Below are 24,306 nucleotides of genomic sequence, written 5' to 3' on the forward strand. Positions count from 1 at the left end.
TCATATCGCGAGGCCCTTCCCGGCCAACATTAAATCACTGGCCTGATTTAAATCTGCGAGTAGCGGTCATTGAACCTCGGCACGCCTCGTGAAGACAGATAGCTACCGGGGGATTGCATTGTCCGGACTTAGAACAGCGTCACCAAGCATTATTCGGCTTGGGGACGCTGTTTGCTTTAGTGGCCTAGTTTGATCCAGCGAGTGGCCTATTTCGGCCAGTACCAAGGGTACGTTCCGTATTTGCCCCCAAGTGTCCAAAGTAGATTTATGGAGTGTCCTAAATCCCGGCGTCTTGGGTTCCTTGTCGCAGGTTCCCACCTGACCTAACCTTGGGCGTTTCAGCATCCCAGGGAGGGTCATAGAAGTGCGATTTTCCATGTTTTTGTTGATTGGCATCGTCGGCCTGGCTTCTATCGAAACCGCCTCGGCTCGCTCCTGCTCCGAACAAGGAGCATTGTGTGTGGGTTGGGCGAAAGCGAACCTTCCAGACGCGGCAAGGCAAGGCTCCGCCATAGCGATATGCCGTGAAGAAATTCCCAAATGCAAAGCGCGTTGCAAGGCCGGCAACAAGTACTTCGTCGGGATCGGCGGCTCTAACCAATATCCAATTGATACCTGCAATTAGAGCGAACTCAGAGGCCGCCTCAGTTGGCGGCCTCTTTCGTCTCCGCCGCCGGAGGTGGAACCAGGAAGGCGAACGCTTTTTGGCAGCCATTTCCAGCACGCGACCGAGTTGGATACGGGTACCGACCTGTTTCCGACCTCAGTGGCCTCTTTGATTTCGGCAGTGGCCTAATTTGGAACTATGCCCCGTAGGGAACTGACTCCCGGGCGGAGACATATTAAGATCGGAAAGTACTCAAGCCCTGCGGTTAGGACCCGCAAAATAACGGAGGTTGCGTCATGGAGCGTCGCCGTTTCACACAGACCCAATCCCTTGAAGAACGACTGGCCGAGGAAGCGAAGCGCCTACGCGCGGAGGCCAAATTGCTTAAACCTGGCACGGTACGCGATGAGCTGATCCGCAAAGCCAGACAGGCGGAGACCGGCTCACACATGAGCGAGTGGCTTCGGTCGCCCGGGCTTCAACCGCCGGAATAGGAAGTAAAGCTATTCAGTTGGCGGCCTCTATCATTTGAACGGTCCGCTTCGGTCGCGTTGGTTGGAAATGCCTCATCCGGCCGACATCAGCGCCAGTGCGACGATCGCGAGCCAGCCCACGATCACCAGCGCCGCCACGGCGCCTACGGTGATCCGGGCTTTCTCCTTCAGCGTGTCGTCGCGCATCGCCATCCCCGGTCCGCGACGTCATTGATAGCAGAACCGTGGTCGGCGGGCCCTGCCATGGTGAATACGTTGTTGATCATTTGACGCATTGTCGCGGTTCCACCTGAACCCTCCGTCAAGCGGACCGCGTTATGTCTTGCCGTCATGGAGCACGAATTCACCGATGGCGCCGAGGCGACCCTGCTGCAGACGCTGCGGCGGCGTTACGCCTATTTGTCCGGGTGGCTCTTGCGGTTCAATCGGGCGCCGGAGCCGGCACGGCTGCCGGAACCGGTGCGGCCCCTGGCTCCGCCCAGAACGCTGATCCCGCCGCGCCAGCCTCACCCGCCGCGCCCGGAATAGCGGCAGGCATTCCGTCGGGATGATGAGAACGTAGCACCCCCCGAGCGGCCGCCGCGGGCTGACGCCGGGACAACGACCCCGCCGCATGGGGACACGCGGCGAGGTCGCCGATGGCGGGGAATAATCTGGAGGACCACCGCCCTCCCCACGGCTACGCAGGTCGCAAGCCCCCGTTTTAGTGACCGGACCTGCGCCCGCCAAATTTACCGGGACCGGCGTTGAACCTTTTGAATTCTGGCCAGACATATTGCTGCCTGGGATATTGCATCACTCGGGGCATAGGCCTGCGCCGCCAAGCGACCATACTCCGCTTGAGCGGCGCAGCGCTTGTTTGCAGCGCGCTGGCAGCCTTCGCCCGCGCCCCCCGCGCATTCCCAATTCGCAACCACGCCCTGCAATCCCGCGACTGTTCGCGGAGGCCGCGTTGCTGTACAAGTTCGCAGCTTCTTCCAGAATTCGGAAAGGAGCTTTTTCGTGAACGAACTGCATTCTGAGCCATACGCCGAACTGCATTGCTGGCTTTCAAGTCAGCACCCGGGTCTTCGGACTTTCAAACTCCTCCAGCACAAGCTTGCCCTGCTCGCCGCGCGTCATCCCGGACAACGGGCGATGTGCCGGCTGCTCCATGGGATCATCAACACCTATGTCGAGGAGTTCGACGAGACGCCGCTGCCGACAGCAATAGCTGAGCGCGCCTACCAGCGGCTGCTTTTGTCACTCGGGGAAATCGACTGCGCGGCGGAACCGGCAAGGCAGCTTGGAAATCTGAACCGGCTGGCGGGGTTGGTTCTCTCGCAATAGCAGGGCTTTTGACGACGGCTCAGTTCAAACAACCGGCGCCGCACGAGGCCGCGCCTGCCCGACGCCGTCCGCCTTGTCATCCCCCTTCAGCGCCAGAGGTACTTGCCTGTCCACGCCCGAAACGCGTATCATAAATTTTAACAATCTTAAGTGTTAAGGTTGAATGCGAACTTCGGGCGGTGCGGGACCTTTGCATGATCCACAGGGGCGTCGAATACACCGTGACGGCGGGGCCGCCGGGCACCTGGAAATGGCAATTCAGGATCGGCGACAGGGTCGTGACCGGCAAGACCGAGGCCATGCTTCAGCTGCTCGCGATGCGGCGCGTCCAGCTGCGGATCGACCGTGAGCTGAAAAAAGCCTCGGGTGAGTAGCGGACCGCGCTTCGCACTTTTTCGACGTCGCCGCTTCGCATTATTCCAAAACAATTACAGTCAGTTATTTACTTCGCCGAGCGTCGCATCGAATACCCGGTACGTGCTTAAGCCCGTAAATGTCCGGAGTTGATCTTTCCCCGCCCCGGGAATCCACTCCGCCCCGCCCGCAGGTTCGAACGGATGCCCGGAGGCCAAAGACGGCCTCGCTTCATTGGGTCACATGCCATGCCGATCTTCTTCTTCAGCGTCCGCAGTGGGGAGCAAGCCGGCGTCTGCGGCGAGGGTGCGGAATTTCCCGATCGTAACGCGGCATGGAAGGAAATGACCGGCGTCTGTGGCGACATCGTCGCCGGCGTCTCCCGCAAGCTGATCGAAAACGCCGAATGGCAGATGGAGCTGCTGGATGAATCCAGAAAGCCCGTCTTTCGAATCCGGCTGGTGGCGGAGACGCTGGAGTAGAAACCTCGCCGCAAAGGACCGTTCGATCCGGGCCCGCAGCGAATTCAGATCCGCTTCACCCGCCTGCCCCTGCCCCTGCCGAAGCTCCTCTTCCGGAAATGAAACGGGCGCCGATCAGTTCCCCCTGCGCCGGATCAGCGCGCACACCCGAAGCACTTCGCCGCCCAATTGCGCGAGTGGGTTGGCCCGATGCGACGGTTCTCGACCGGGAACTAGTCGGCGCTGGCGAGCCGACGCATCGTAAATTCGATGTCGCCACCGGGCAGCTCCCGCCAGCTTTCGACCGAGCTCATATAGGCTGCCTTGGGATAGCGGTTGAGGAAGTCGCGTGCCCGCATTCGCGCCTCGTCGCGCGGCAAAGTGAAGGTCTCGCGCAGGTAGCCGTCGTCCGGCTTGCGCCGGCCGGCCATCCGGCTCGCGAGATCGCGGGGACGAAAGCCCAACTCTAAACTCCAGATGTCTTAACTCCGGGAGTCGAAACCCCGGACCACAGGACAACAGGCTGAATATAGGAGAGCAAGGGACTGAATAAGAGGGCTGGAGGCGAACGAATCTTGTCCGCCGCCTTGCGTCGTTACTGGCTGCGCTGCGCGCTGCTTCCGGTCTTGGTTTTCGGCTTGGCCGGGGCCGCAGCAGCCTTCGGCGCGTCGGTGCTCCGCACCGTGCCCCACGGGTCGGAAGACGTCTTGGTGTCGGGGATCTTCTTCAGGGATTCCTTGTAGGCCTTGTCCCTTATCGCTTCCGCTTCCTTTTCCTCGGGAGTCTTGGACTGGAATTCAGGCATCAGGTTGATATTAGGTGATTGCGCGTAGGCAGGTGCCATCAACAGCACCATCACCGCAGCCGCGCTCAGCATTCTCATGACGCTCTCCATTGGGACGTTCGCCCTCGCGTTCGATGGAATATATCACCGTCCGAACGGCGCCGCCAAGCACGAGGCCCTGCGTCTAAAGGCGGTCGGACTTGCAGGATTTCGGCGATTGCATCCAATCGTCCCAGATCGGACCGCACTTGGTGCAGCCTGAAAGCGCGAGACCCGCGGCTAGCACGCTGAAGATCAATACGAGACGACGCAGCATCGACAGTCAACTCCCCACGGGCCGCATCATGGGCTGCAAGTCCGGCATTTTCAAGCCGGACTGGCTGTTCCCTTCGGCCGAATGGCCCCTACAATGCACCAACAATCATATCGGGCGGGAACAAAGGTTCATGCAACAGCAAGCTGCGGAATTCGGCATCGGGGAAGCCAGGCGTGTGCTTGGCGAGGTATTTGCGCCGTGGGTGCTGGATCTCAATCTGTCGATCGAGGGGTTCGACTTCACCCCGCCGCCTGGCGGGGCAACCGACTGGCAGCCGGGCGCGATCCTGCGCATGCCGTTCTCGGAACGGCTGTGCCGCAACGGCGGCGTGGTCTGCGGCCAGGCGCTGATGGCGTTTGCCGACACTTCGATGGTGCTCGCCAACCTCGCCGCCAACCGCGGCTATCGTCCGATGACGACGGTCGACCAGACCACGCATTTCATGCGCGCGGCTACCGGCGACGTGCTGGCCGATGCGCGCGTGGTTCGCCTCGGACGTACCATGAGCTTCGGCCGCGTCACGCTTCTGAGTGCCGCCGACAACAAGCCGGTGGCGATGGTCTCGAGCGCGTTCGCGATGTTGAACGCCTAGATAGCGTTTTCAAGCGAAGTGGATACCGGTTCGCGTGAAGAAAACGCGTCAACCGTGGAAGACTCTACTTGCCGAGAATTTCTTCCGCCGCATTGACGATGCTGATGGTCGGATTCTTCGCGCAGTAAGTGCCGAACTTCCGGGGTCATTGCCATTCGGTCTGCGCGTTGACCGGCGGATCTGCGCCGCGTTCTGTGGCCAACAGGCGACATTCCCCTTACCGAGAAACTGAGTTAGCCTGAGCACAGTCTCCCAGTGGCAGCGTTTGTGCCATCGGTCCCGCAACCCATGCCCAGCAACTTGAACAGAACAGCCGCCTTGCTCATCAGCTTGCTGGTTTTGCTGACGCTCGGGGCCGGAGGCGCATTTGCCGACGACGAGAAGGTCTGGGCTGCATTAAAGCAGGGCGGCAAGGTTATCCTGTTGCGCCATGGGCACGTCGACATCCGAGAAGGGATGGGACGCCTCTCGCCCGGGAACTGCGCGGAGGAAGTAAACCTTTCGGCCCGCGGCGTAGAGCAGGCCAAGCGTATCGGAGAAGCCTTCCGTGCTCACGGCATTGCGGTTGGCGCGGTTCTGAGCAGCCCCTTTTGCCGTTGCATTGATACCGGCCAAATTGCGTTTGGTCGCGCAACTCCAGTTCAATATCTGGTGCCACCAGGCGTAGTGTCCGACAGTCAGGCCAAATTGAATGACGAACTCGTTTTGCAAGAAATTCTGAAACACCACGACTCCTCAAATCTGGTGATGATTACCCACGATCTCAACATCGCCAACGTTGTTCTTTGAACCACCAGTTATGGGGGAATTTTTTGTGGTCCAGCCCAATGGGACGGATGTCGACGTTATCGGTAAAATCCACATCGATGACCGATGACCTAACCACTCAACAAGCACCGCTCGGGGCATCAGCAAATATTTCTCTATTCGATCATCTCGTCGGCGGGCCGTAGGCAACGATGGAGGATTGGACAGGCGCGCGCCGTGATCGACCGCGTGGTGCCTTAACCCAACAGCGGACATCTCGCATTTGGGGTAGGTCCTAGACGATTGGCTTGGCACGCCGCCGCCAGCGCCACGCCGCGACAACCAACAGCATCACCACCAACCCAATCGCAATCGCCTTCGCCATAAACCGCCCGCCAGGCCGGTCGATGGTGCGCGACCACAACGACGGCGTTTCGCCCGGCCGCGCCAGACGAAAAGCCAGCACGCTGTCGCCGATCGTCGTGCCTGACTCGGAATGCCCGCCGGCTCCGATCGCGACATATTGCTCGCCTTGCCAAAGATAGGTCATGGGATTGGCGACGCCCGGCACCGGCAACCGCCCCTGCCAAAGCTCCTCACCCGACCTCGCGTCGAAGGCGCGCAGGTACGCATCCATCGCGCCGGTGAAGGCAAGACCGCCCGCGGTGATCACGACACCGTTGACCAGCGGCGTGCCCCAGTGGAAGGCGATGCCGAGTGGCGCACGGTCTTCCGTGGTGCCGACCCGCGACCGCCACAGAATTTTCCCGGCCTTCAGATCGACCGCGACCATCTCGCCCCAGGGCGGCTTGTTGCACAACAGGCCGAGCGGGGACATCGCTACCGCGCGCGTCATCGCGAACGGCGCGCCCTGCTGTTGTCCGAAATCATGGCCGGGCGGCGGGTTAAACCCCTGCGCCGCCGCACGCGGCAGCAGCTTGACGAGGTGGATCGCCTGCGAGGTATTTGCGTAGAGAATTTGATGGACAGGATCAAACGCCACCCCGCCCCAGTTCACGCCGCCGCCGGTCATCGGAAACACCACCGTCCCCTGCGTCGAGGGGGGCGTGTAGAGCCCCTCGTTGCGCGCCGCCGCGATCTGCTCGCGGCACAGCGAACTGTCGCGGAAGGGAATGAAGCCGAACACGTCGTCGGTCGAAATCCGCTGCGGCACCAGGACCGGCACGTGCGTCGGAAACGGCTGCGTCGGCGAGAGCTGCTCGCCCTCCGCCCCGTTTTGCGGAACGCTTCGCTCCTCCACCGGCCACACCGGCTTGCCGGTGTCGCGGTCGAGCACGAACACAAAGCCCTGCTTGGTCGGCTGGATCACGACATCGCGCATCCCCTCACCGGTATCGATGCGCGCCAGCGTCGGCTGCGCCGGCAGGTCGTAGTCCCAGACATCGTGATGCACGGCCTGAAACGACCAGATCAATTCGCCGGTCGCGGCGCGAAGCGCTACCACCGAATCGGCGTGATCATTGTTGCCCGGCCGCTTGCCGCCCCAGAAGTCCGGGCTTGGCGACGACGTCGGCAGAAAGACCAGGCCGCGATCCTCGTCCACCGACATCGGTGCCCAGACATTGGCGTGACCGGCGATGACACCGCCATGAAGCAGCGGATCGAAATTCCAGAGCGCTGCCCCAGTGCGCGCATCGAAGGCGCGTACCGTACCGGCCGGCGCCTCGACGCGGCGGTTGTCCGCGATCGAGGATCCGACAATGACGACGCCGCCGGCAATTACCGGTGCCGAGGTGATCTGGAATTCGCCGGGCCATTCCAGCGGCGGCGTCGCAAGCCTGATCTCGCCAAGCCTTGCCTCACCATGGCTGCCGAAATCTTCGCAGGGAATGCCGGTCCGGGCGTCGAGCGCGATCACGCGCACATCGTTGGTACCCACATAGATCCGCGCGCGGCAGGCGGCCTTTTCGGCCGCCTTGTCGTCGACCCAATAGGCGACGCCGCGGCAATTGTAGCGATTGGCCGGGCGCTGGCTGGTCGAGATCTTCGGATCGTAGCGCCATTTCTGTGCGCCGCTGCCGGGATCGAGCGCGATGACTTCGTTAAACGGCGAGCAGAAGATCAGGCTGTCTTCGACAAACAGCGGGGTAGCCTGAAACTTGGTCCGCTTCATCACCTCCGGCGCGCGGCGGTCGAGGTCGCCGGTCCGAAACTCCCAGGCGCGGACAAGATTGCCGACATTGCCTGATGTGATCTGGGTGAGCGGAGAGAACCGCGATCCCCCGCGATCGCCGCCCCAATGCTCCCAGGCAAGCGCGAGCGACGAAAGGCAGACGCCGCCGAGACAGACGAAAAAGGCAAACAGCCGAACCGGATTTCGCATGGTGTCTCCGCAAGCGAAGCACTTCGCAAAAACCGATTACGCGATTACCGCCTCAGTATCCACCCCTGCTTCGGCCGACACCGCCATAGTTGCCACCGCCGTATTGACCACCGCCATAACCACCACCGATTCCGATACCGATGCCGATTCCGACTGGCGGCCCGGGCTCATACACCTCGCTCGGCGGCGGACGGCGATACACCACAACGTCATCGTCAGGCCCCTGCAGGCGCCGCGGCGGCTTGCGATCGACCCGCTTGGGCGGGACAGGATCGACGTTCCTGGCCGGCGCATCGACCTTCTTCAACTGCGGCTGCGGCGCCGGCTGAATGTTGCAGGGACATGTCAGCGCAACGTTTTGCGCGGCCGCGCCCGCGCCCGCGACGGCGGGGGCGGTGTCGGGGCGGTTGCGCAGCCGCCCTTCCAGCTTGCGCGCCGTCGCGGTGAGATCGCTGTCGGGGAATTGCGCAAGGAAGCCGCGATAGCCGGCTGCGGTGTTGACGATGACCGCCTTGTTCCATGCCACCATCCGAACGTGACGGTTGAGCCAGTCGCGCGCCAGCATACCGAGCGGCGTCTGCGCATAGAGGCCTGCGAAAGCTTCATAAGCCTCGTCGGTGCCGTCGGCCACGATCATCTCGTTGGCGGCCTCGACCGGCTTGCCTTTGAGGTCGCGCGTCCATTCAGCCACGGTCTTCCTGGTCTCGGCCAGCTTCGGACCGGCGACCGCAGGACCGGAAAACCGGAAATCCTCGGTAAGCGACGAACTGTCCCACGGCGTCTGCCGCCCGTCGGTGGCCTTGTTCACCGCCAACCGCACCCGCTTGAAGGTTTCCTCGATCGGAATCCCCGTCTCCTTGCCGGCGCTGAGCAGCGCGCTCGTATACGGGCTATTGGCGCCGCTGCCGTCCTCGGCGACCGCGCCCGGCGATGTCGAGAATGACAGGAACGTTCCGGGCGCGCCGATCTTGGCATCGACAATGGCAAGGCCGCCGCCCGAAGTCTTGTTGATGTCGGGGAACGGATTGTTGCGGCAGGCATCGAGCATCAGGATGCGCATCTTGCTCGGCACCGACGTCAGCGTATTCAGGATGTCGTTGAGGCGCACCGCCTGGATCGGAATGTCGGCTTCGCGCTTCGGATCGACATCGACGGGGACCAGATAATTCTCGCCGTCGATCTGCAGACCATGGCCGGCATAAAATACCAGCGCGACGGTGTCGGCCCCCTTGGCCGCGACCTTTCCGGCAAATTCGCTGACCTGTTGCCGCATCTCGTTTTGCGAAAGATCGGCAGCCGTCGAAACCTCAAAGCCGGAATCGGTCAGCATCTGCGTGACCGCCTTGGCGTCATTGGCCGGATTGGGCAGCGCCGGAACCGAACGATAGGCAGACTGGCCGATCACCAGCGCGAGGCGGTTTTCGGCGAAGGCAGAGCCTGCGGCCAGAAGCATCGACGCGGATACCGTCAGTTTCAGCAGCGTGTGACCGAGCATCAGACCACCTCCCGGCAATGCAGGCTTGAAATTGGTCACGCGCTGAAAGCGAAAGGTTCAAGCAAGCGGCGCCGTGTGAGGCCGCGGCAGCGCTCAATTCAACGGCGATACTGTCGCAGGCGCAACGTGCCGCGATTCCGGGAGGTTATTTCGGCTTCTTGGCGGGTTCTGGCGGGCGCGCGACGCCCCAGGGATCGTATTTTTCCTTGGGCTCGGGAATTCTTTCCAGTGCCGCCTTGTAGGCTTTGTCGTCGACCACGGGTTTATCGACCTTCTTCTTTTCCTCGTCGTGTGGCCGCCTCGCCTGGGCGTTCGCAGCCGTCGTCAGCAACGCCAGCATGACAGCCGCAATCGTGAAGGTCTTCATGGCGCTACTCTCCGATATCCCGCTCGAACATCTACCCTGCCCCGCGATGATGGCAATCCCGGGCTCGGCTTTGTGATGTAACATAGCCTGTCCCAGCACCCCCTGTCCGGGGTAAAAAGCCCGCGATGCGGCGGGACATCGTTCACATAGCGCTGACGGCGGGCGGGGCACTGTGGCTTGCGGGGTGCGGCATGGCCGACGTTCGCTCGCCGGTGCCTGAATTCATGCGCGCCAAGGCCCCCGAACCTGCCCCGCTTGAATCGCCACCCGACGTCAAACGGCTGCTGGGTGAAAAACTAGACGCCGTTTTTACGTCGGCGTCGCATCCGGAGCATGTCCGCGTCTCCGAGCCGCGACACAATCTGCGCGGCCCGGGCTGGACGGCATGCGTCAAGGCCGAACTGACGTCGGTGATCGGCAAGCCGCTGGGTACGCAGACCTACCGGATCACGATCGCCGACGGCGTGATTTCAGATCGCCGGCAGGTCGAGGCCGAGGACACCTGCATGATCGAAAGCTACGACCCGATCTAGCCTCGCGCGCTCGGGCAAAACCCGCTCCGCTCGCGGATGATCAGCGACGGCCGGTTGCCACGACTAGATGCTGAACGAGCGGTTAACACGACCGCTCAAATTCGAGCTTCGTCCCAACGGCATTTTCCACTTCTCTCGGCTAACGTCGCCTGTGAACGCGATGCAGGCAAGCGGCACTGCGGTGCCGGCTGCGCGACAATCGCGAACGGGGATTTGGGGAAGTGGCCGAGATTGCGGAATCAGCCGGGGTTCGCCGCGCATCGATCAGGGATGCCGACCGCGCATTTGTGCCGGCCGCAGCCGTCGCCGGTGCGCTGACGCCGCTTGCGGATGTTTCCGCGGCCGCCTGGCGTGCGCTTTCCGAATGCACCGCCGAACCGAACGGCTATTATCTGCCGGATTGGGAATTGGCGGTGAATGCTTCCGCGAACGGCCGCAGCGGCGCCGCCGCGCTCAGCGCGTGGGGCGATACGTCCCAATTGATCGGGCTGATGCCCGTGATTTCGATGTGGCAGGCCTATAAGATTCCCCTGCCCGCTTTGGTCAGCGCCGATCCCTACGGCTCGCTGTCGACGCCGCCGCTTGATCGTGACCTCGCGCGAGAGGCAGCCGCCGGCCTTCTGCAGCAGGCACGGCGAGCCGGCGCCCATGCGCTGATCCTGCGCGACATGTCGCTCGACGGCGCTGCCATGAAATCCTTCGCGGAAATCCTGCGGCAGGACGGCATGCGGCCGCGCGTGCTGCAGTCGCATGTCCGCGCCTGTCTCGACGCCAGCACCGATGCCGATGAATTGCTGCGGGAGGCGTTGGGCCCCAAGAAATTGAAGGAACTGCGGCGCCAGCGCAACCGCCTCGCCGAGCACGGCGCCATCCGGTTCGACGTCGCGCGCGGATCCGGAGATATCGCAGCGGCGCTCGAAACCTTCCTGACGCTGGAAGCCAGCGGCTGGAAGGGCCAGCGCGGCACGGCGCTCGGACAGCACGCCGGCGATGCGGCCTTTATCCGTCGCGCCACCCTGGCGCTCGCAGAGACGGGGCAATGCGAGATCGTGACACTGCGCGCCGGTGACACGGTGGTGGCATCCGCGATCGTGCTGCGCCATCAGGATCGCGCCTTCTACTTCAAGCTCGGCGTCGACGAGCGTTTCGCGAAATTCTCGCCGGGCGTGCAACTGACGCTGGACCTGACCCGGCATCTCTGCGCCGACCCGTCCGTTCGCCTGGTCGATTCCACCGCAAGTCCCGACCATCCCATGATCGACCCGATCTGGCGCGGGCGCCTGGCGATCGGTGACGTGCTGATCCCGTTGCGGCGGCGCGATCCCGTCGTAGCACTGATTCATGCGGCCCTCGGCTTGCGCAAGGCCCTCCGTGTGTCGGCTCGCTACCTCGTCCGGCTGATCCGGAAACATCGAAAGAAATCCGCATGAACACCGTTACCCGGATGAGCGCAGCGACATCCGGGGCTTTGCTGTTCCGTTCCCGGATATCGCTTCGCTCATCCGGGCTACATGCGGTACTTACTTCAACGGGGAGTGCGGCGCCGGCAGCATGATGGTCGAGTGCATCTCCTCGAGGAATCTCGGGCCCTTGGTGAGAAATTCCTGCCAGGCAGGATCCTTCATCGCGTCGCCGCGGGCTTTGGCGCGGGCGTTCAGGTCGGGATAGGCCCAGATGTGGCACACTTCATTTGGCTGCCCCGCCTCGGTCTGCCAGAGGCCGACGATCTTGGAATATTTCTCGCGTTCCGGCAGCACCGCGGTGAACGCTTCAAGCCATTGCCTGACGGGACCGACGGCTTTGGCGCGATAGTTGCGCAATTCATAGATATTGCCCGAGGAAGCCGGGGCTACGGGTGGCCTGATGGCGTTGAGCAGGCGGATGTCCTGACGCACCACAATGGGGCGGATCAGGGGAATATACTCGTTGTTCCAGCGCGGGTTCTTGGCCAGTTCGCCGCGCAGCCGCGTCCGCTCGTCGTAGCTTGCGTAGCTCCACATGTGCATGACCTGATTGAGTGGCCCGATTTCGGTGAACCAGTAGCCTTCGAGCTTGCCGTAATTGTCGCCGCGGACATCGCGCGACACGGTAGAGGCCGCCTTGACGATGTCGCCAAGCGTGCCTGGCTTTACGGTGTAGGTTCGCAGTTCGTAGAGCATGATGCCTCCCCAAGTTTTCTGTCGTTGGTTGTTGTCGTTGGTGATGTAACCCAGCCGCACTCAACCCCGCTCCGTAAACGGAGCGAGCCAGCGCGAAACGTTTTTTCTATTCCGCCGCCTGCGCGTTGATTTCGCCGGAGACCTGACGGATGGCGCGGGCGAGTTGCTCGGCCGGCTGCGCGCCGGACACCGCGTATTTCTGCGCGAACACGAAGGTCGGCACGCCGGAGATGCCCTTGTCGGCGGCTTCCTGCGCCTGTCCGGAGATCAGCGCGACGTCCTTGTCGGTTGCCAGACGCTTGCGCACCTCATCGGCATCGAGGCCGACATCGGCCGCGGCCTGCACCAGCACGTTGACGTCGGTCAGATCGCCGCCATCGCGGAAATACAGCTCCATCAGGCGCTGTTTCATCTCGGCGGATTTGCCCTGCGCTTCAGCCCAATGGATCAGGCGATGGCAATCGATGGTGTTGGGTTGGCGCTTCACCAGCTCGGGCCGGTAGGTCAGCCCCTCTTCGCCCGCGGCGGTGACGACGCGACCGGCGATGCCCTTGTAGGCCTCGACCGAACCGAACTTGGCGGTGAGATATTCGTCGCGGCTGATGCCCTCGCGCGGCACCCAGTTGTTGAGAAAGAACGGCCGCCAGCGCACTTCGACGGGCACGTCGGGCACCAGCGCCAGCGCGTTCTCGATCCGGCGCTTGCCGATGTAGCACCATGGGCAGACCACGTCGGAGACGATGTCGATCGTTAGCGGCTTCAGCGTGCTCATCGGCGTTTCCTTAGGAGCTCAAAATGATGCCCTGAAAATAGGCCGATTGAGCCGCCAGACAAGGCGCTATTTGAGCAAAGCGCTATTTAGGATTCGCTGCCATCTCCCGCATCCGCCGGGCGGTCAGATCGTCGGCGGGGAAGAACGTCTCCAGTGCCAGTTCCGACAGCGTGATGTCGACCGGCGTGCCGAAGATCATAGTGGTGGAAATGAAGCTCAGCACGTCGCCGCCGTGCCGCAGCTTGAACGGGATCGCAACATTGTCCGACGACAACGGCCCCGGGCGCGCCGGCATCGGGTAGGCCTTCAGCTCCTGATACAGTTTTAGCAGTTCGGGATCGGCGGTCGCCTCGCATTGGCGGTGCAGCCGCTCCAGCAAATGGCTGGACCATTCGGCGAGATTGACGGTGCGCGGCGCCAGCGCCTCCGGGTGAAACGCGAGCCGGAGAATATTGAGGGGTTGTCCGAGCAAATGCGGCGGAACGCCCTCGAGCAACGGCGCCACCATGCGGTTGGCGGTCACGAGATTCCAGTGCCGGTCATAGGCCAGCGCCGGGTTCGGCTCATGTGCCTTCAGCACCAGATCGATCGCGGCTCGCGCCGATTTCAGCGCAGGGTCATCCAGGGCGCGTTGCGGAAAGGCCGGGGCAAAGCCGGCGGCGACCAGCAGGACATTGCGTTCACGCAAGGGCACCTCCAACCGTTCGGCCAGCTTCAGCACCATTTCGCGTGACGGCGCGGCGCGGCCGGTTTCCACAAAGCTTAAATGACGCGCCGATATTTCGGCATCGCCGGCGAGGTCGAGCTGGCTCAGATGACGGCGCTGCCGCCATTCGCGCAGGTGATCGCCGATATGGACGGGTTGGGTTCGTTCGGCTCGCGCCGTGGAAGCATGTGCGTTCATGTTGGAAAACCTACCATGCGAATTTCGTCGCTTCCATTACGTCGGAGGTAATCGAATTGGGTCGCCGGCCGGGTCATCTTCGTCATCACAGGAGATGACCATGTTGATGCTTTCCCTTATCCGTCCCCTCGCCGCCGTGATCCCGTGGACGCTCAAGCTCGGCACCTGGGCGCTGGCGCGATCGCTCTGCATGCCCGAACCCGTGGTGCACGACACCGGCCTGTTCGTATTCGCCCAGGTGCAGACCTTCGAGAACAAGGTCGGCAAGTCGCTGTGCCCGGTCCGGCTGCTGCGCCGGCTTCGCGCATGGCTCCATTCCTGACGCAACCACCGGCCCACTTCCCCTCCCACCACCCAAGCAACCGAAGGAGAGAACCGTCATGATCCACCCCTCCACGTTCCTGAGCCGTGCCTTGCAGGCCGACGCCATCTTCAGCGGCATATCGGCCGCAGGCCTCACGCTCGGCGCCGGCCTGCTCGCGCCGTTTCTGAATTTGCCGGAAGCCCTGCTGCGCGAGACCGGCCTGTTCCTGATCGCCTATACCGCTTTCGTCGGCTGGCTCGGGACGCGGTCATCGCTATTGAAGGCGCTGGTGATCTTCGTGGTCGTAGGCAATGCCGCCTGGACGTTCGCCAGCATCGCGTTGCTGTTCTCGGGTGCGGTGACGCCGAACCTGCTCGGTGAAATCGTCGTCGTGGCCCAAGCGATCGCCACCGGCGTGTTTGCCGAGCTGCAATATATCGGTCTGCGCAGGAGCGGCAGCGTGGTGACGGCTTGATCGTCATTGCGAGGAGCAAAGCGACGAAGCAATCCATTCTTTCTTTGCGCGGTCAGATGGATTGCTTCGCTTGCGCTCGCAATGACCAACGAAAGCGCGTCAGCTCAAAAACAGCGCCGCGATCATTCCGGCGAAGGTCAGTACCAGCCCGATCATCAGCATCGGCACCAGGCTGCTGCCGGAATAGGGATTGGCCGCCTCTTTGGCGGTCACGCGATGGGCCCTGAAGCTCATTGGCAGGCTCCTGCTTCGTTGCGTCGAAATCGTTCGCCGATACCGAGCAGGACGCCGTGCCCGTTGGCGATGCCGAGTTCGAGGCTCGCCGCAATCCGCCGCGCCCGCTCGACGAAATGCGCTGCCGCCTCGGGCGGACAGACCTCGCGCGCCGTCGCCTCGAACAGATCGAGCCAGCGGTCGAAATGCGCGGCATCGACCGGCAGCGGCAGGTGCTTGACCATCGGCGCGCCGTGATAGCGGCCGGACATCAGCGCGACCGACGACCAGAACGCGCACATCTGGGCGAGATGCGGCTTCCAGTCCTTGATGCGAGCGTCGAAGACCGGCGCCAGCACCGGGTCCGCGCGCACCTTGTCGTAGAAGGCGTGCACCAGGCGCTCGATCATGGCCTCGGTAATCCCTGTCCGTTCGCTGATTTCGGCCGTGATCTGCTCGCGCCGCTCTGCTCCCGTCACCACTATTTCCCTCGTGTTCCGCTTAAATAGGTATTTCAAATGCCTATTTAGATCGCTATAGAAGTTTTGCAAGCGAAACTTGCGAGGGAATCCCATGCGCCTGACATCGTTCACGGATTTTGCGTTGCGCGCTTTGATGCGGCTGGCGGGCGAGCCGACGCGCTCGTTCGCGACCAACGAAATCGCGGCCGAGTTCGGCATTTCCCGCAATCATCTGGCCAAGGTGGTGCGCGACCTCGCCGACGGCGGCTTCATCGCGACCCAGCGCGGCGCCGGCGGCGGGTTCTCGCTCGCCCGCCCCGCTCAGTCGATCACGCTTGGCGAGGTGGTGCGGGCGCTGGAAGGGCCGCATGCGCTGGTCGAGTGTTTTCGCGACGATGGCGGTTCGTGTGTGCTGACGTCGCGCTGCCGCCTGAAAGCCAGGCTCGCCGCCGCGCGCGAAGCCTTTATGCGCGAACTCGACTCGACGACGCTCGAGGAATGCGCTTATCCGGCACGGGCCAGACCGAGCCCGGCGCCCGCATGAGCGCCGCATGCTAACTTCAGGTCCAGAACATGAAACCGATCGAATTCGAAAATGGCGAGGTCGAGATCGATGCATCCATCGTCGCCGACGGGCTCGGGGTGACGCTACGGCGGCTCCAGGAGGGCATGCGTGCGGGCACGATCACGAGCCTTGCCGAGCGCGGAGTCGAGGCGGATGTGGGCCGGCATCGCCTGACCTTCTTCTCCGAGCACCGGCGGTTTCGCGTCGTGGTCGACGCCTCAGGCGCCATCATCCAGCGCTCGACACTCGACTTTGGTGACGGATCGCTGCCGAAATCGGTGCGCCGGCCCGGCGGATGAAACCGCAGCGCGCGAAAGGCTTCGCCTAGGCCAGGAGCGCCGACGCCGACGCAGCAACAACCGGCCGTTTCGTGGCGGATGGCCTCTTGCCGGCTACCCGGACGCGGCTATTGCCGTTCAGCGATTTGCCGTTCGCCTTCGCAGCGCTGGAATGGCCGTCGAGCTCCCGCGTTCGCTTCAGCTTTTGCTTAAGCTTTTCCTTGGCCTTCTTCACCTTCGCCGCCTGCTTTTCGGCCTCCTTCAGCGCCTTCCGCTCGGCCTTGGCCTTCAGGCGCAATTTCTCGGCCCGCGCCTCGGCGCGCTTCTTTTTGCGCTTCTTTTCGCAGGCCGCGCATTTGCAGCCGATCGGCTTCAGATAGGCTTTGAAATAGTCGGTGCCGTAGTCGTAGTTGATCTCCTCGCCCGGCTCGATGTTCTTGATGGCGCGGATGATCACCTTGCGCTTGCGCGGCTTGACGTCGGATTCGGCATTCGGCTTGCAGGCATGGTTGATGTAGCGGGCGATGTTCTTGCGCACCGAGCCGTCGATGGTCCAGCGGTTGTTGAGTTCGAACAGGTACTTGTTCTCGATGGCGTCGTCTTTTTTCTTCTTCGAATCCAGGAGCGGACCAAAATAGCGGATGATCTTGCTGCCCTTTTTGATCGGCTTGGTGGCGAAGAGGCCGAGTCCTGTGGGGGAGCGGCCGACGCGATAGGGTTTGTTCGGGGGAATGGCAGGCATGGGATTGAAGACTACACGCTTTGGAAACGAGGAATGGCGGAGCCGCTCTTCTAGGACGATTCCGTGGTCCTGTCAGGTATTTCGCGGGCTTCCCCTGAACCTTCCCCAGATTGCGCGCGTCACATCGCCGAGGTTCCCAAGAAATGCTTCTAAGCGAGGCTCCTGAGTGAGGCTCCCAGGTTGAAGAGTGGCAGATGAAACGCGTCCCCTGCTCGCCGCCCATCGGATTGGCCATCGCGGCGCTGTTCGGTACCGCATTCGGCCTGATTTTACCGGCCAGCGCCCAAACATTCGGCAGTAGCTACACCTCAACAGCGCCGAAGGATTGCCGCGTCACCAGCGCCGGCACCGGGGTCGACGACAGCACCAGCCGGACCTGCCCCGGCAAGGCCGGTCTCGTGGTTTTGATCCGTGAGGACGACCTGCGCGAAACCGTTTCGGTCGGCCGCAACCGCGCGGCCGCCGCCAGCGAGCCCGCAGCAGGGCTCTGGTTCGGCCCGTTCAATTCGACCGGGCATACGGTCGAGTGGCGAACGATCGACGGCAAGCCGTTCGCGATCATCCAGCGCTGGCACATCGCCGATAACAGCGACGAGGACAACAACGGACGGCCGATCGCCAAACCAATGCTGGTGGTGACAAGGCTGCCGCCCGGGCAGGTCTGTCACGTCGCCTATGTCGACGCGCAAGCCAATCCCAACCCGAACGAACTCGCCCGCACGGCCGCCGATGAACTGGCGCGCGATTTCAAATGCGGCAAGGACGAGGTGAAAGTGATCGGCGAAACCGGCAAGGCCGTGAGCCTGGCGAAACGCTAGCCTTCTAAGACCCCGGCGGGCGGGCCACCGTCGAACGCAGCATCGCATCCAGCAATTGGTCGGGACCGGTGCCTTCGGGCAGCCGGTGCAGGATGTCCTTCAACCGGCCGTCGAGCAGCAGCATCGTGAACCCGTGCACCAGCGACCAGCTACGCGCGATGGCCGCGGCCTGGTCGAGCGACAGCGTCTCCAGTGCCTCCCCGGTCAGCCGCTGGCTTCCGCCGACGCCGACCGAGTTCGCCAATCCCTCGAAGGAGGCGGTCGCGGCCTCATGCAGCGAAGGCCGCGTCATGTCGATCCGCTCGTTGCGGAACATCAGGCTGTACATGCCGGGATGCGCCTGCGCATAGGCGACATAGGCTTTGGCGTTTGCCATCGCCTTCATCAACGGATGAGTTTCGCTGGCGCGGGCGGCGATCATGGCGGCGTTGAACATCCGGAACCCGATCGCAGCGAGTTCGCTCAGCAGTCCCGTGAGATCGCCGAAATGATGGGTCGGTGCGGCATGCGAGACGCCGGCCTCGCGCGCCACCGCGCGCAGCGTCAGGCCGGCGAGCCCGTCGCGTTCGAGCACCCGCTCGGCCGCCTTCAGCAAGGCTTCATGCAGATCGCCATGATGATAGGGCGCATCGCCCAACGCGCGGCGGCGACGGCCGGCTGGCCGTTCAGCCACCGCCTTGGCCGGCCTGCGCGCTTTCGCGACGGGACGAATCGCTCGGGTTTCTCTCGATGCTCTTGCCATGCGAATCTTTATAGTCACAATTTTTACACTGTAAAGATTTTGCTTGACGGTTAGCTCTGGCATCGTTACTGACATCTTTACGATGTAAAGATAAACCGGAGGAGACGTGAGATGCTCGACCAAGTGGCTGATAGCGCGGCCCGCACCAACCTCGCGCCGATCCCGATGGAGTGCGACGCGCCGTTTCTTAAAGTAACCGGCGAATTGCCGCGCGAACTCAACGGCACGCTCTATCGCAACGGTCCCAACCCGCAATTCGATGCGCCGGGCGCACACTGGTTCGTCGGCGACGGCATGCTGCACGCCTTCCATCTCGAGAACGGCCGCGCCAGCTACCGTAACCGCTGGGTCCGCACCCCCAAATGGCAGGCCGAACACGATGCCGGCCGCGCGCTGTTCGGCGGCTTCGGCCGCAAGCTGCCGGATGCGCCGCCCTCGACCATCGACGATGGCGGCGTCGCCAACACCAACATCATCTTTCACGGCGGCCGCCTGCTGGCGCTGGAGGAAGGCCATCTGCCGACCGAGATCGAGCCAGGCACGCTCAACCGTCTCGGCTATTGCGACTACAAGGGCGCCATCAAGGGCCCCTTCACCGCGCATCCCAAGATCGATCCGGTCACCGGCGAGATGGCGTTCTTCGGCTATAACGCCGCGGGACCCTTGACCCCTGCTCTCTCGTTCGGAACCGTCAGCGCATCAGGCGTGGTGACGCGGTTCGATCGCTTCGATGCGCCCTATGCCAGCATGGTGCACGACTTCATTGTCACCGAAAATCACCTGCTGTTTCCAATCCTGCCCATTACCGGCAGCATGGACCGGGCGATGCGCGGCAGGCCGCCTTATGCCTGGGAGCCGGAGAAAGGCGCTTACGTCGGCGTCATGAAGCGCAACGGATCGGCCAACGACCTCGTCTGGTTCCGCGCCGAGAGCTGCTACGTTTTCCATGTCATGAATGCCTGGGAAGAAGGCAACCGCATCATCGCCGACGTGATGCAGTTCGAGGAAGCGCCGCTGTTCACCCATCCCGACGGCTCGAAGACGGATCCGGAAAAGTCGCGCGCACGATACTGCCGCTGGACCTTCGACCTCGCCGGCAATACCGACCGCTTCACCCAAACCTATCTGGACGACGACCTGACCGGCGAATTCCCGCGCATCGACGATCGCCGCGCCGGGCTCAAGAGCAACCATGGCTGGTACGCCTGCGCCAATCCTGACCTGCCGATGTTCGGGGCGCTTTCCGGCCTCGTGCATGTCGACGGCAACGGCAAGCGGCTCAGCAACTATCTGCTGCCCGCCGGCGACACCATTTCGGAGCCGGTGTTTGTCGAGCGCGGTCCTGACGCCGCCGAGGGCAACGGCTGGCTGCTGTCGGCGGTCTGGCGCGCGCGGGAAAACCGCAGCGACCTCGCGGTGTTCAACGCCAAAGATGTCGAAGCCGGCCCGGTGGCACTGGTGCATCTCGGCCATCGCGTGCCTGATGGGTTTCATGGCAACTGGGTGGGCGCGGAGTAATTCACCGTCATTCCCCGATGCGCAATCGCGCATCTGAGGGCATCGCGCAGCGATGAACTATGATGTGCAATCGCACATCTGAGAATCCAGAGATGACTCAGCTCGAGATTCCGGGTCGATGCTTCGCATCGCCCGGAATGACGTCGTGGAGAGACATGTCAGCGGAGGCACCCATGCACCTGCCCTCCATCACCGCGATCTACCTCGCCGTTCCTGCGCTGCTCTACGCCTTCCTCGCCATCCACGTCGCGCGGCTGCGCCGTGACGATCCTGTGGCGGATGTCATGAGTAGCGGCGACGCGCCAGACGCCAGGCAATCAACACAAACAATTCGACGCCGACCAGAGCCGTGACGACGAACATTCCCGCAGATGCGGCGTCGACATTTTTCTCACCCAGGAAATATCCGAGCGTGAGAAGCGGCCCGGTCCACACCAGGCTGCCGATCAACGTCGCCGCCAGGAAGGTTACGACCGCGAGTTGGAGCACCCCGGCCGGAATGGAAAGATAGATCCGCACCGCCGGAATGGCCTGTCCTGCCATCGTGACCCAGAAATGGTTGCGCCGGTAGGCGCCCGTCATCCGGGAATAGAGGGCGGGCTTCAGGAGTACGTATTGGCCAAACCGTTCAACCAGCGACTCGACCCGCTCCGGCCCCAGAGCAAGGCCGACGCAGTACCAGCCAAGCGCGCCTAACGTGGAGCCGGCTGCGGCCGCAGCGACGGTGACGGCCAGATCGCTTCGGCCCGACGCCGCCGTGATGCCAAGCAGAACGAAAACGACATGGGAGGGCACCACCGGAACAAGTTTTTCGGCAAGCGCGATGCCTGCAATTCCGATGGGCCCCAATTCGGCAAGCAAGGCGATGCAAGCTGGTAGATCCAGGCCGGCCGACATCAGGCTTGATCCAGCTTGCACGAATCGCTTCGTGTGATCCGGTACACCGAAGCCGGCGGGAGGTTGAGAAGCACACGTCCCATGCAGGTCGCCCGCAGTCCGAGCTGGTCCAGCAACGACTTCGATACCGGGCATTTCGTGCCGTAGGTGAACTGATAGAAAGCCCCGCCCTCGCGAAGTGCGCCGAAGGCGGCGGCGAGAATGGCGCTGACTTTCCCGGGCGGAAAGTTGAGCAACGGCAGGCCGCTCACCACGGCGCCGAGCCCCTCCTCGAACAGATCGTAGGAAGCCATCCAGGCCGCATCCATCCAGAGCACGCGCGCTTTGGGGAAGCGCGCCTGCAGCAATCGCATGAAATCCGAACCATATTCGATCAGCGTGAGATCGCGTTCCCTGACGCCGCGCGCCAGCATTGCTTCGGTGAAGACGCCGGTGCCCGGACCGAGTTCGAGAACCGGGCCGGAGGCCGCATTGATTTCGCTTGTGATCAGGCTTGCGAGGTCGGCCCCCGACGGCGCGATCGCGCCGACCCTGAAGGGGTTGAGTGCAAGCGCGCGAAAGAACAGCAGGACATTTTGTGTTGCCATGAGAATAAGTCACCCATCCAGTCAAACCGCATCCCCGACTGACGTCGGGATCGATGCGATATGAAGGACGGACGTTGTGTGAGCATTACGCGCCCCGTCGTGGAGCGAACAATTCGATCGGTTGAGGTGTGATGCGCGGCCGACGGCAACGCAGGCATTTGCGGATCAAATCCCGGCCGGCCGGAACGTCATCTCGACGCAGGCGCCGCCGGAGCTGCCTTCGCGAATAACGACCACACCATCGTGCCGCCGGACAATCTCCTGGACGAGATTGAGACCAAGTCCGGCGCCCCGGTTGCGGCCGTTCAACCGGTAAAACGCTTCGAACACGCGCTCGCGATGCGGTGGCGGAATGCCGGGGCCGTCATCCGTGACCGAAATCCTGGCCGGACGATCCACCCGTACCGCAATCAGTCCCTTGCGACCGCCATACTCGATCGCATTCTGAACGAGATTGGTCAGCGCCCGTTCCAGCGAACCCCGATCGCCGTGCACATAGACATGCTCCGCGGCGGCCTCAAACGACAGCTCGTAATTGGCTGCGATGGCCAGCGGCGCAAGGTCGGCCACCACCGTTCTGCCCATGGCGACGATATCGACATCGGTCAGCCCGTCGCTCCCCTGATCGACGCGCTGGATGTCCAAGAGTTGATCGGCCAGAGTGGACAGGCGCGCCACATCCTCGAGGACGCGCGGCGCGTGAGGTCCGAGCGGGATCGATTCAAGCCGGGTCTGAAGAATCGCGATCGGCGTCCTGAGTTCGTGCGCCGCATCGACGAGGAAACGCTTGTCTCGTTCATATCCCTCATCGAGGCGCTGCAACGCGTCGTTGACGGCCGATACCAGTGGAACGATTTCCGATGGCACGCCTTGTAGCGCAAGCCGCGCCCCGCGCCGGTCAATATCGATGTCTTCCGCTTGCGCGGCCGCACGCGCCAGACCGGCAAGGGTGCGACGAATCACGATCGGCGTTGCGATCAGTGTTGCCAGGCTCATCAGAACAATGATGGGCAACACCACGCTCAGGAATAATGTCGAGGTCGCCAGCACGACCCGTCGCCAGGATACCGTGCCACCCGGACCGGTCAGGATCTGAACGTCGCCGGCTGGCGTTTCGATCCACTTCATCCGCGCGGTCGGACGCGGCCCATCGCCAAGATTCCAGCCGAGCCGGGCCTGGCCGATGCCATCGAGCGCGGCGCCGATATCCGCATATTCCCGCGGCACCCTGCCCTGTGAAACCGAATGCCCTTCCCGGTCCCTGATCACGAACCAGAAATTCGGCGACCCTTCCCGCCGCTTCGAGACGGCGGGGGTTTCGCGCACCGATATCCCGCCGTTCGCATCGCGGACGAACGCCTCGCGCAGCGCATCGATCGTGTCGTCCTCCGGCTCCAGCGTCACCAGAGATCCGGTGCCCCACAGCACCGCGATCACGATCAGGACGAACAGCGCCAGCATCGTGGCTTGCAACACGGCCAGCCGGCGCACCAGGCGCCACCGGAGCGACCGCGGCTGTGGGTCAGTCATGAGGAGGACTTCAGCAGATAGCCGACGCCGCGGATGGCGTGGATCTCGATCCCGGCCCGGGCTTCGGACAATTTGCGGCGAAGCCGGGAAATGTGGGTATCAAGGGCATTCGACTGGATCTCGTCGTCGATGCTGTAGACCGCCTCCTCCAGGGATGCGCGCGCGACGGTGCGGCCCATGCGTCGCAGCAAGGTCTCCAGAACGAGCAGTTCGCGGCGTGGTAGATCGAGCGGCCGGCCGGCGACGCTGGCTTCCCGATTGCCGGCGTCGAACGAAAGGCAACCGAGCCTGATGATTTCGGACGGCAGGTCGGCCGGCCGGCGAAGCACCGCCCGCAGCCGCGCCAGCAATTCCTCGATGGCAAAGGGCTTGCCGAGATAGTCGTCCGCGCCGGTGTTCAACCCTGCAACCCGATCGACCAGTTCCCCGCGCGCCGTCAACACGATGACGGGAACGCCGATGCCTCCGGTTCGCAGTTTGGGAATGAGCGTCAGTCCGTCGCCATCCGGAAGCTGGCGGTCGAGCAGGATGGCCGCGTAAGCATTGACGGCAACGGCTTCCTCGGCATCGGCCAGCGTCGAGATATGGTCCACCACCATATCGTAGTTCTTCAAGGCGGCCGCGAGCGCGGATGCCATTTCGGGTTCGTCTTCCACCAGCAACACGCGCAATGTACCACCTCAACGTCGGGCCTTCCGTAGCGGATGCTACTGCGGGAACATTGCGGCAGGGTTGCAGGCGGCGCGGCGTTTCGCGGATCGAGCGGGGTAGCGGCCCCGGCCCGCATTTTTCCGCGTCCGGTCGCCACATCTCACACATCCCATTGAAAGTATTTACACTTTTGGATTTAATCAAGTATTTTGACACTGTAAAGATTTCGCTTGACGACTCGTGCTCTCGTCCCTAGGGTATCTTTAC

Annotated in this window: 31 protein-coding genes; 15 read left to right on the forward strand and 16 right to left on the reverse strand. The window is 63.0% G+C overall.

From position 1 onward, the window contains the following. Nucleotides 1-376 precede the first annotated feature (376 nt). From FFI89_RS22125 to FFI89_RS22145, 5 genes are all read left to right on the forward strand, one after another. The gene (locus FFI89_RS22125; protein ID WP_138829744.1) at nt 377-625 is read left to right on the forward strand and encodes a hypothetical protein; all 249 of its coding nucleotides are present in this window, start codon (nt 377-379) and stop codon (nt 623-625) included. Nucleotides 626-903: 278 nt separating this feature from the next. Then, complete coding sequence (locus FFI89_RS34990) at nt 904-1,101, forward strand: hypothetical protein (protein ID WP_138829745.1); 198 nt, start codon at nt 904-906, stop codon at nt 1,099-1,101. Nucleotides 1,102-2,103: 1,002 nt separating this feature from the next. Then, on the forward strand, nt 2,104-2,430 hold the full coding sequence (locus FFI89_RS22135; protein WP_246669224.1) for a hypothetical protein: 327 nt from the start codon (nt 2,104-2,106) through the stop codon (nt 2,428-2,430). A 194-nt stretch (nt 2,431-2,624) separates the two neighbouring features. Continuing rightward, nucleotides 2,625-2,804 (forward strand): hypothetical protein, encoded by a 180-nt coding sequence (locus FFI89_RS22140; RefSeq protein ID WP_138829746.1) that lies wholly within the window; start codon nt 2,625-2,627, stop codon nt 2,802-2,804. A gap of 228 nt (nt 2,805-3,032) precedes the next feature. Further along, entirely contained in the window at nt 3,033-3,266 is a 234-nt protein-coding gene (locus FFI89_RS22145) for a hypothetical protein (protein ID WP_138829747.1), read from the forward strand. A gap of 212 nt (nt 3,267-3,478) precedes the next feature. On the opposite strand, the gene FFI89_RS22150 is transcribed toward FFI89_RS22145, so the two are convergent. Continuing rightward, nucleotides 3,479-3,709: a hypothetical protein gene (locus tag FFI89_RS22150; RefSeq protein ID WP_138829748.1), complete on the reverse strand. Its 231-nt coding sequence runs from the start codon at nt 3,707-3,709 to the stop codon at nt 3,479-3,481. Between the two features lie 131 nt (nt 3,710-3,840). Next, entirely contained in the window at nt 3,841-4,128 is a 288-nt protein-coding gene (locus FFI89_RS22155) for a hypothetical protein (RefSeq protein ID WP_210249018.1), read from the reverse strand. A gap of 347 nt (nt 4,129-4,475) precedes the next feature. Here FFI89_RS22155 and FFI89_RS22165 point away from each other — a divergent pair, with 347 nt between their 5' ends. Both FFI89_RS22165 and FFI89_RS22170 read left to right on the forward strand, forming a co-directional pair. Then, nucleotides 4,476-4,937, forward strand: coding sequence for a PaaI family thioesterase (locus tag FFI89_RS22165; protein WP_138829750.1), 462 nt, complete (start codon nt 4,476-4,478; stop codon nt 4,935-4,937). 318 nt (nt 4,938-5,255) lie between these two features. Then, the gene (locus FFI89_RS22170) at nt 5,256-5,726 is read left to right on the forward strand and encodes a histidine phosphatase family protein (RefSeq protein ID WP_168212992.1); all 471 of its coding nucleotides are present in this window, start codon (nt 5,256-5,258) and stop codon (nt 5,724-5,726) included. A 253-nt stretch (nt 5,727-5,979) separates the two neighbouring features. On the opposite strand, the gene FFI89_RS22175 is transcribed toward FFI89_RS22170, so the two are convergent. The 3 genes from FFI89_RS22175 to FFI89_RS22185 all read right to left on the reverse strand — a co-directional run bounded on the left by FFI89_RS22175 (nt 5,980) and on the right by FFI89_RS22185 (nt 9,890). Next, complete coding sequence (locus FFI89_RS22175; RefSeq protein ID WP_138829752.1) at nt 5,980-8,028, reverse strand: pyrroloquinoline quinone-dependent dehydrogenase; 2,049 nt, start codon at nt 8,026-8,028, stop codon at nt 5,980-5,982. A 52-nt stretch (nt 8,029-8,080) separates the two neighbouring features. Then, nucleotides 8,081-9,523, reverse strand: coding sequence for a caspase family protein (locus FFI89_RS22180; protein ID WP_138829753.1), 1,443 nt, complete (start codon nt 9,521-9,523; stop codon nt 8,081-8,083). A 145-nt stretch (nt 9,524-9,668) separates the two neighbouring features. Then, nucleotides 9,669-9,890: a hypothetical protein gene (locus FFI89_RS22185; protein WP_138829754.1), complete on the reverse strand. Its 222-nt coding sequence runs from the start codon at nt 9,888-9,890 to the stop codon at nt 9,669-9,671. A 191-nt stretch (nt 9,891-10,081) separates the two neighbouring features. Here FFI89_RS22185 and FFI89_RS22190 point away from each other — a divergent pair, with 191 nt between their 5' ends. Then, a complete protein-coding gene (locus FFI89_RS22190; RefSeq protein WP_246669225.1) occupies nt 10,082-10,423 on the forward strand; it encodes a hypothetical protein in 342 nt (113 codons plus the stop codon). A gap of 221 nt (nt 10,424-10,644) precedes the next feature. After that, nucleotides 10,645-11,853, forward strand: coding sequence for a GNAT family N-acetyltransferase (locus FFI89_RS22195; RefSeq protein WP_138829756.1), 1,209 nt, complete (start codon nt 10,645-10,647; stop codon nt 11,851-11,853). 90 nt (nt 11,854-11,943) lie between these two features. On the opposite strand, the gene FFI89_RS22200 is transcribed toward FFI89_RS22195, so the two are convergent. From FFI89_RS22200 to FFI89_RS22210, 3 genes are all read right to left on the reverse strand, one after another. Then, nucleotides 11,944-12,582, reverse strand: coding sequence for an NIPSNAP family protein (locus FFI89_RS22200; protein WP_138829757.1), 639 nt, complete (start codon nt 12,580-12,582; stop codon nt 11,944-11,946). A 106-nt stretch (nt 12,583-12,688) separates the two neighbouring features. Then, the gene (locus FFI89_RS22205; protein ID WP_138829758.1) at nt 12,689-13,354 is read right to left on the reverse strand and encodes a DsbA family protein; all 666 of its coding nucleotides are present in this window, start codon (nt 13,352-13,354) and stop codon (nt 12,689-12,691) included. 82 nt (nt 13,355-13,436) lie between these two features. Then, a complete protein-coding gene (locus tag FFI89_RS22210) occupies nt 13,437-14,258 on the reverse strand; it encodes a helix-turn-helix domain-containing protein (RefSeq protein ID WP_138829759.1) in 822 nt (273 codons plus the stop codon). Nucleotides 14,259-14,358: 100 nt separating this feature from the next. Between FFI89_RS22210 and FFI89_RS22215 the strand changes: the two genes are divergently transcribed. Continuing rightward, a complete protein-coding gene (locus tag FFI89_RS22215) occupies nt 14,359-14,580 on the forward strand; it encodes a hypothetical protein (RefSeq protein ID WP_371721543.1) in 222 nt (73 codons plus the stop codon). Nucleotides 14,581-14,638: 58 nt separating this feature from the next. Continuing rightward, nucleotides 14,639-15,037: a hypothetical protein gene (locus tag FFI89_RS22220; RefSeq protein ID WP_138829761.1), complete on the forward strand. Its 399-nt coding sequence runs from the start codon at nt 14,639-14,641 to the stop codon at nt 15,035-15,037. 99 nt (nt 15,038-15,136) lie between these two features. Here FFI89_RS22220 and FFI89_RS35235 read toward each other — a convergent pair whose 3' ends face one another. Further along, entirely contained in the window at nt 15,137-15,271 is a 135-nt protein-coding gene (locus FFI89_RS35235) for a hypothetical protein (protein WP_256379144.1), read from the reverse strand. Further along, nucleotides 15,268-15,729, reverse strand: coding sequence for a group III truncated hemoglobin (locus FFI89_RS22225; protein WP_246669226.1), 462 nt, complete (start codon nt 15,727-15,729; stop codon nt 15,268-15,270). The genes FFI89_RS35235 and FFI89_RS22225 overlap by 4 nt, the downstream gene beginning before the upstream one ends. Nucleotides 15,730-15,823: 94 nt before the next feature. Here FFI89_RS22225 and FFI89_RS22230 point away from each other — a divergent pair, with 94 nt between their 5' ends. Then, complete coding sequence (locus tag FFI89_RS22230) at nt 15,824-16,255, forward strand: Rrf2 family transcriptional regulator (protein ID WP_138829763.1); 432 nt, start codon at nt 15,824-15,826, stop codon at nt 16,253-16,255. 29 nt (nt 16,256-16,284) lie between these two features. Further along, nucleotides 16,285-16,575 (forward strand): DUF6522 family protein, encoded by a 291-nt coding sequence (locus FFI89_RS22235; protein ID WP_138829764.1) that lies wholly within the window; start codon nt 16,285-16,287, stop codon nt 16,573-16,575. Between the two features lie 25 nt (nt 16,576-16,600). On the opposite strand, the gene FFI89_RS22240 is transcribed toward FFI89_RS22235, so the two are convergent. Next, nucleotides 16,601-17,296 (reverse strand): SET domain-containing protein, encoded by a 696-nt coding sequence (locus FFI89_RS22240; RefSeq protein ID WP_138829765.1) that lies wholly within the window; start codon nt 17,294-17,296, stop codon nt 16,601-16,603. A gap of 194 nt (nt 17,297-17,490) precedes the next feature. Here FFI89_RS22240 and FFI89_RS22245 point away from each other — a divergent pair, with 194 nt between their 5' ends. Beyond that, on the forward strand, nt 17,491-18,114 hold the full coding sequence (locus tag FFI89_RS22245) for a hypothetical protein (RefSeq protein ID WP_246669227.1): 624 nt from the start codon (nt 17,491-17,493) through the stop codon (nt 18,112-18,114). A 4-nt stretch (nt 18,115-18,118) separates the two neighbouring features. On the opposite strand, the gene FFI89_RS22250 is transcribed toward FFI89_RS22245, so the two are convergent. Further along, a complete protein-coding gene (locus FFI89_RS22250) occupies nt 18,119-18,856 on the reverse strand; it encodes a TetR/AcrR family transcriptional regulator (RefSeq protein ID WP_138829766.1) in 738 nt (245 codons plus the stop codon). Between the two features lie 111 nt (nt 18,857-18,967). Here FFI89_RS22250 and FFI89_RS22255 point away from each other — a divergent pair, with 111 nt between their 5' ends. After that, nucleotides 18,968-20,374: a carotenoid oxygenase family protein gene (locus tag FFI89_RS22255; protein WP_138829767.1), complete on the forward strand. Its 1,407-nt coding sequence runs from the start codon at nt 18,968-18,970 to the stop codon at nt 20,372-20,374. Nucleotides 20,375-20,656: 282 nt separating this feature from the next. On the opposite strand, the gene FFI89_RS22260 is transcribed toward FFI89_RS22255, so the two are convergent. From FFI89_RS22260 to FFI89_RS22275, 4 genes are all read right to left on the reverse strand, one after another. Next, on the reverse strand, nt 20,657-21,271 hold the full coding sequence (locus tag FFI89_RS22260; RefSeq protein WP_138829768.1) for a DedA family protein: 615 nt from the start codon (nt 21,269-21,271) through the stop codon (nt 20,657-20,659). Further along, on the reverse strand, nt 21,271-21,858 hold the full coding sequence (locus FFI89_RS22265) for a class I SAM-dependent methyltransferase (protein ID WP_138829769.1): 588 nt from the start codon (nt 21,856-21,858) through the stop codon (nt 21,271-21,273). Before FFI89_RS22265 ends, FFI89_RS22260 begins: the two co-directional genes overlap by 1 nt. A 165-nt stretch (nt 21,859-22,023) precedes the next feature. After that, nucleotides 22,024-23,388 carry a HAMP domain-containing sensor histidine kinase gene (locus FFI89_RS22270; protein WP_138829770.1) on the reverse strand — a complete coding sequence of 455 codons (1,365 nt, stop codon included), beginning with the start codon at nt 23,386-23,388 and terminating at the stop codon, nt 22,024-22,026. Then, nucleotides 23,385-24,059: a response regulator transcription factor gene (locus tag FFI89_RS22275; RefSeq protein WP_138829771.1), complete on the reverse strand. Its 675-nt coding sequence runs from the start codon at nt 24,057-24,059 to the stop codon at nt 23,385-23,387. Before FFI89_RS22275 ends, FFI89_RS22270 begins: the two co-directional genes overlap by 4 nt. Between the last annotated feature and the right edge of the window lie 247 nt (nt 24,060-24,306).

It is taken from the genome of Bradyrhizobium sp. KBS0727 (assembly GCF_005937885.2).
In the GTDB taxonomy this organism is placed as follows: domain Bacteria; phylum Pseudomonadota; class Alphaproteobacteria; order Rhizobiales; family Xanthobacteraceae; genus Bradyrhizobium.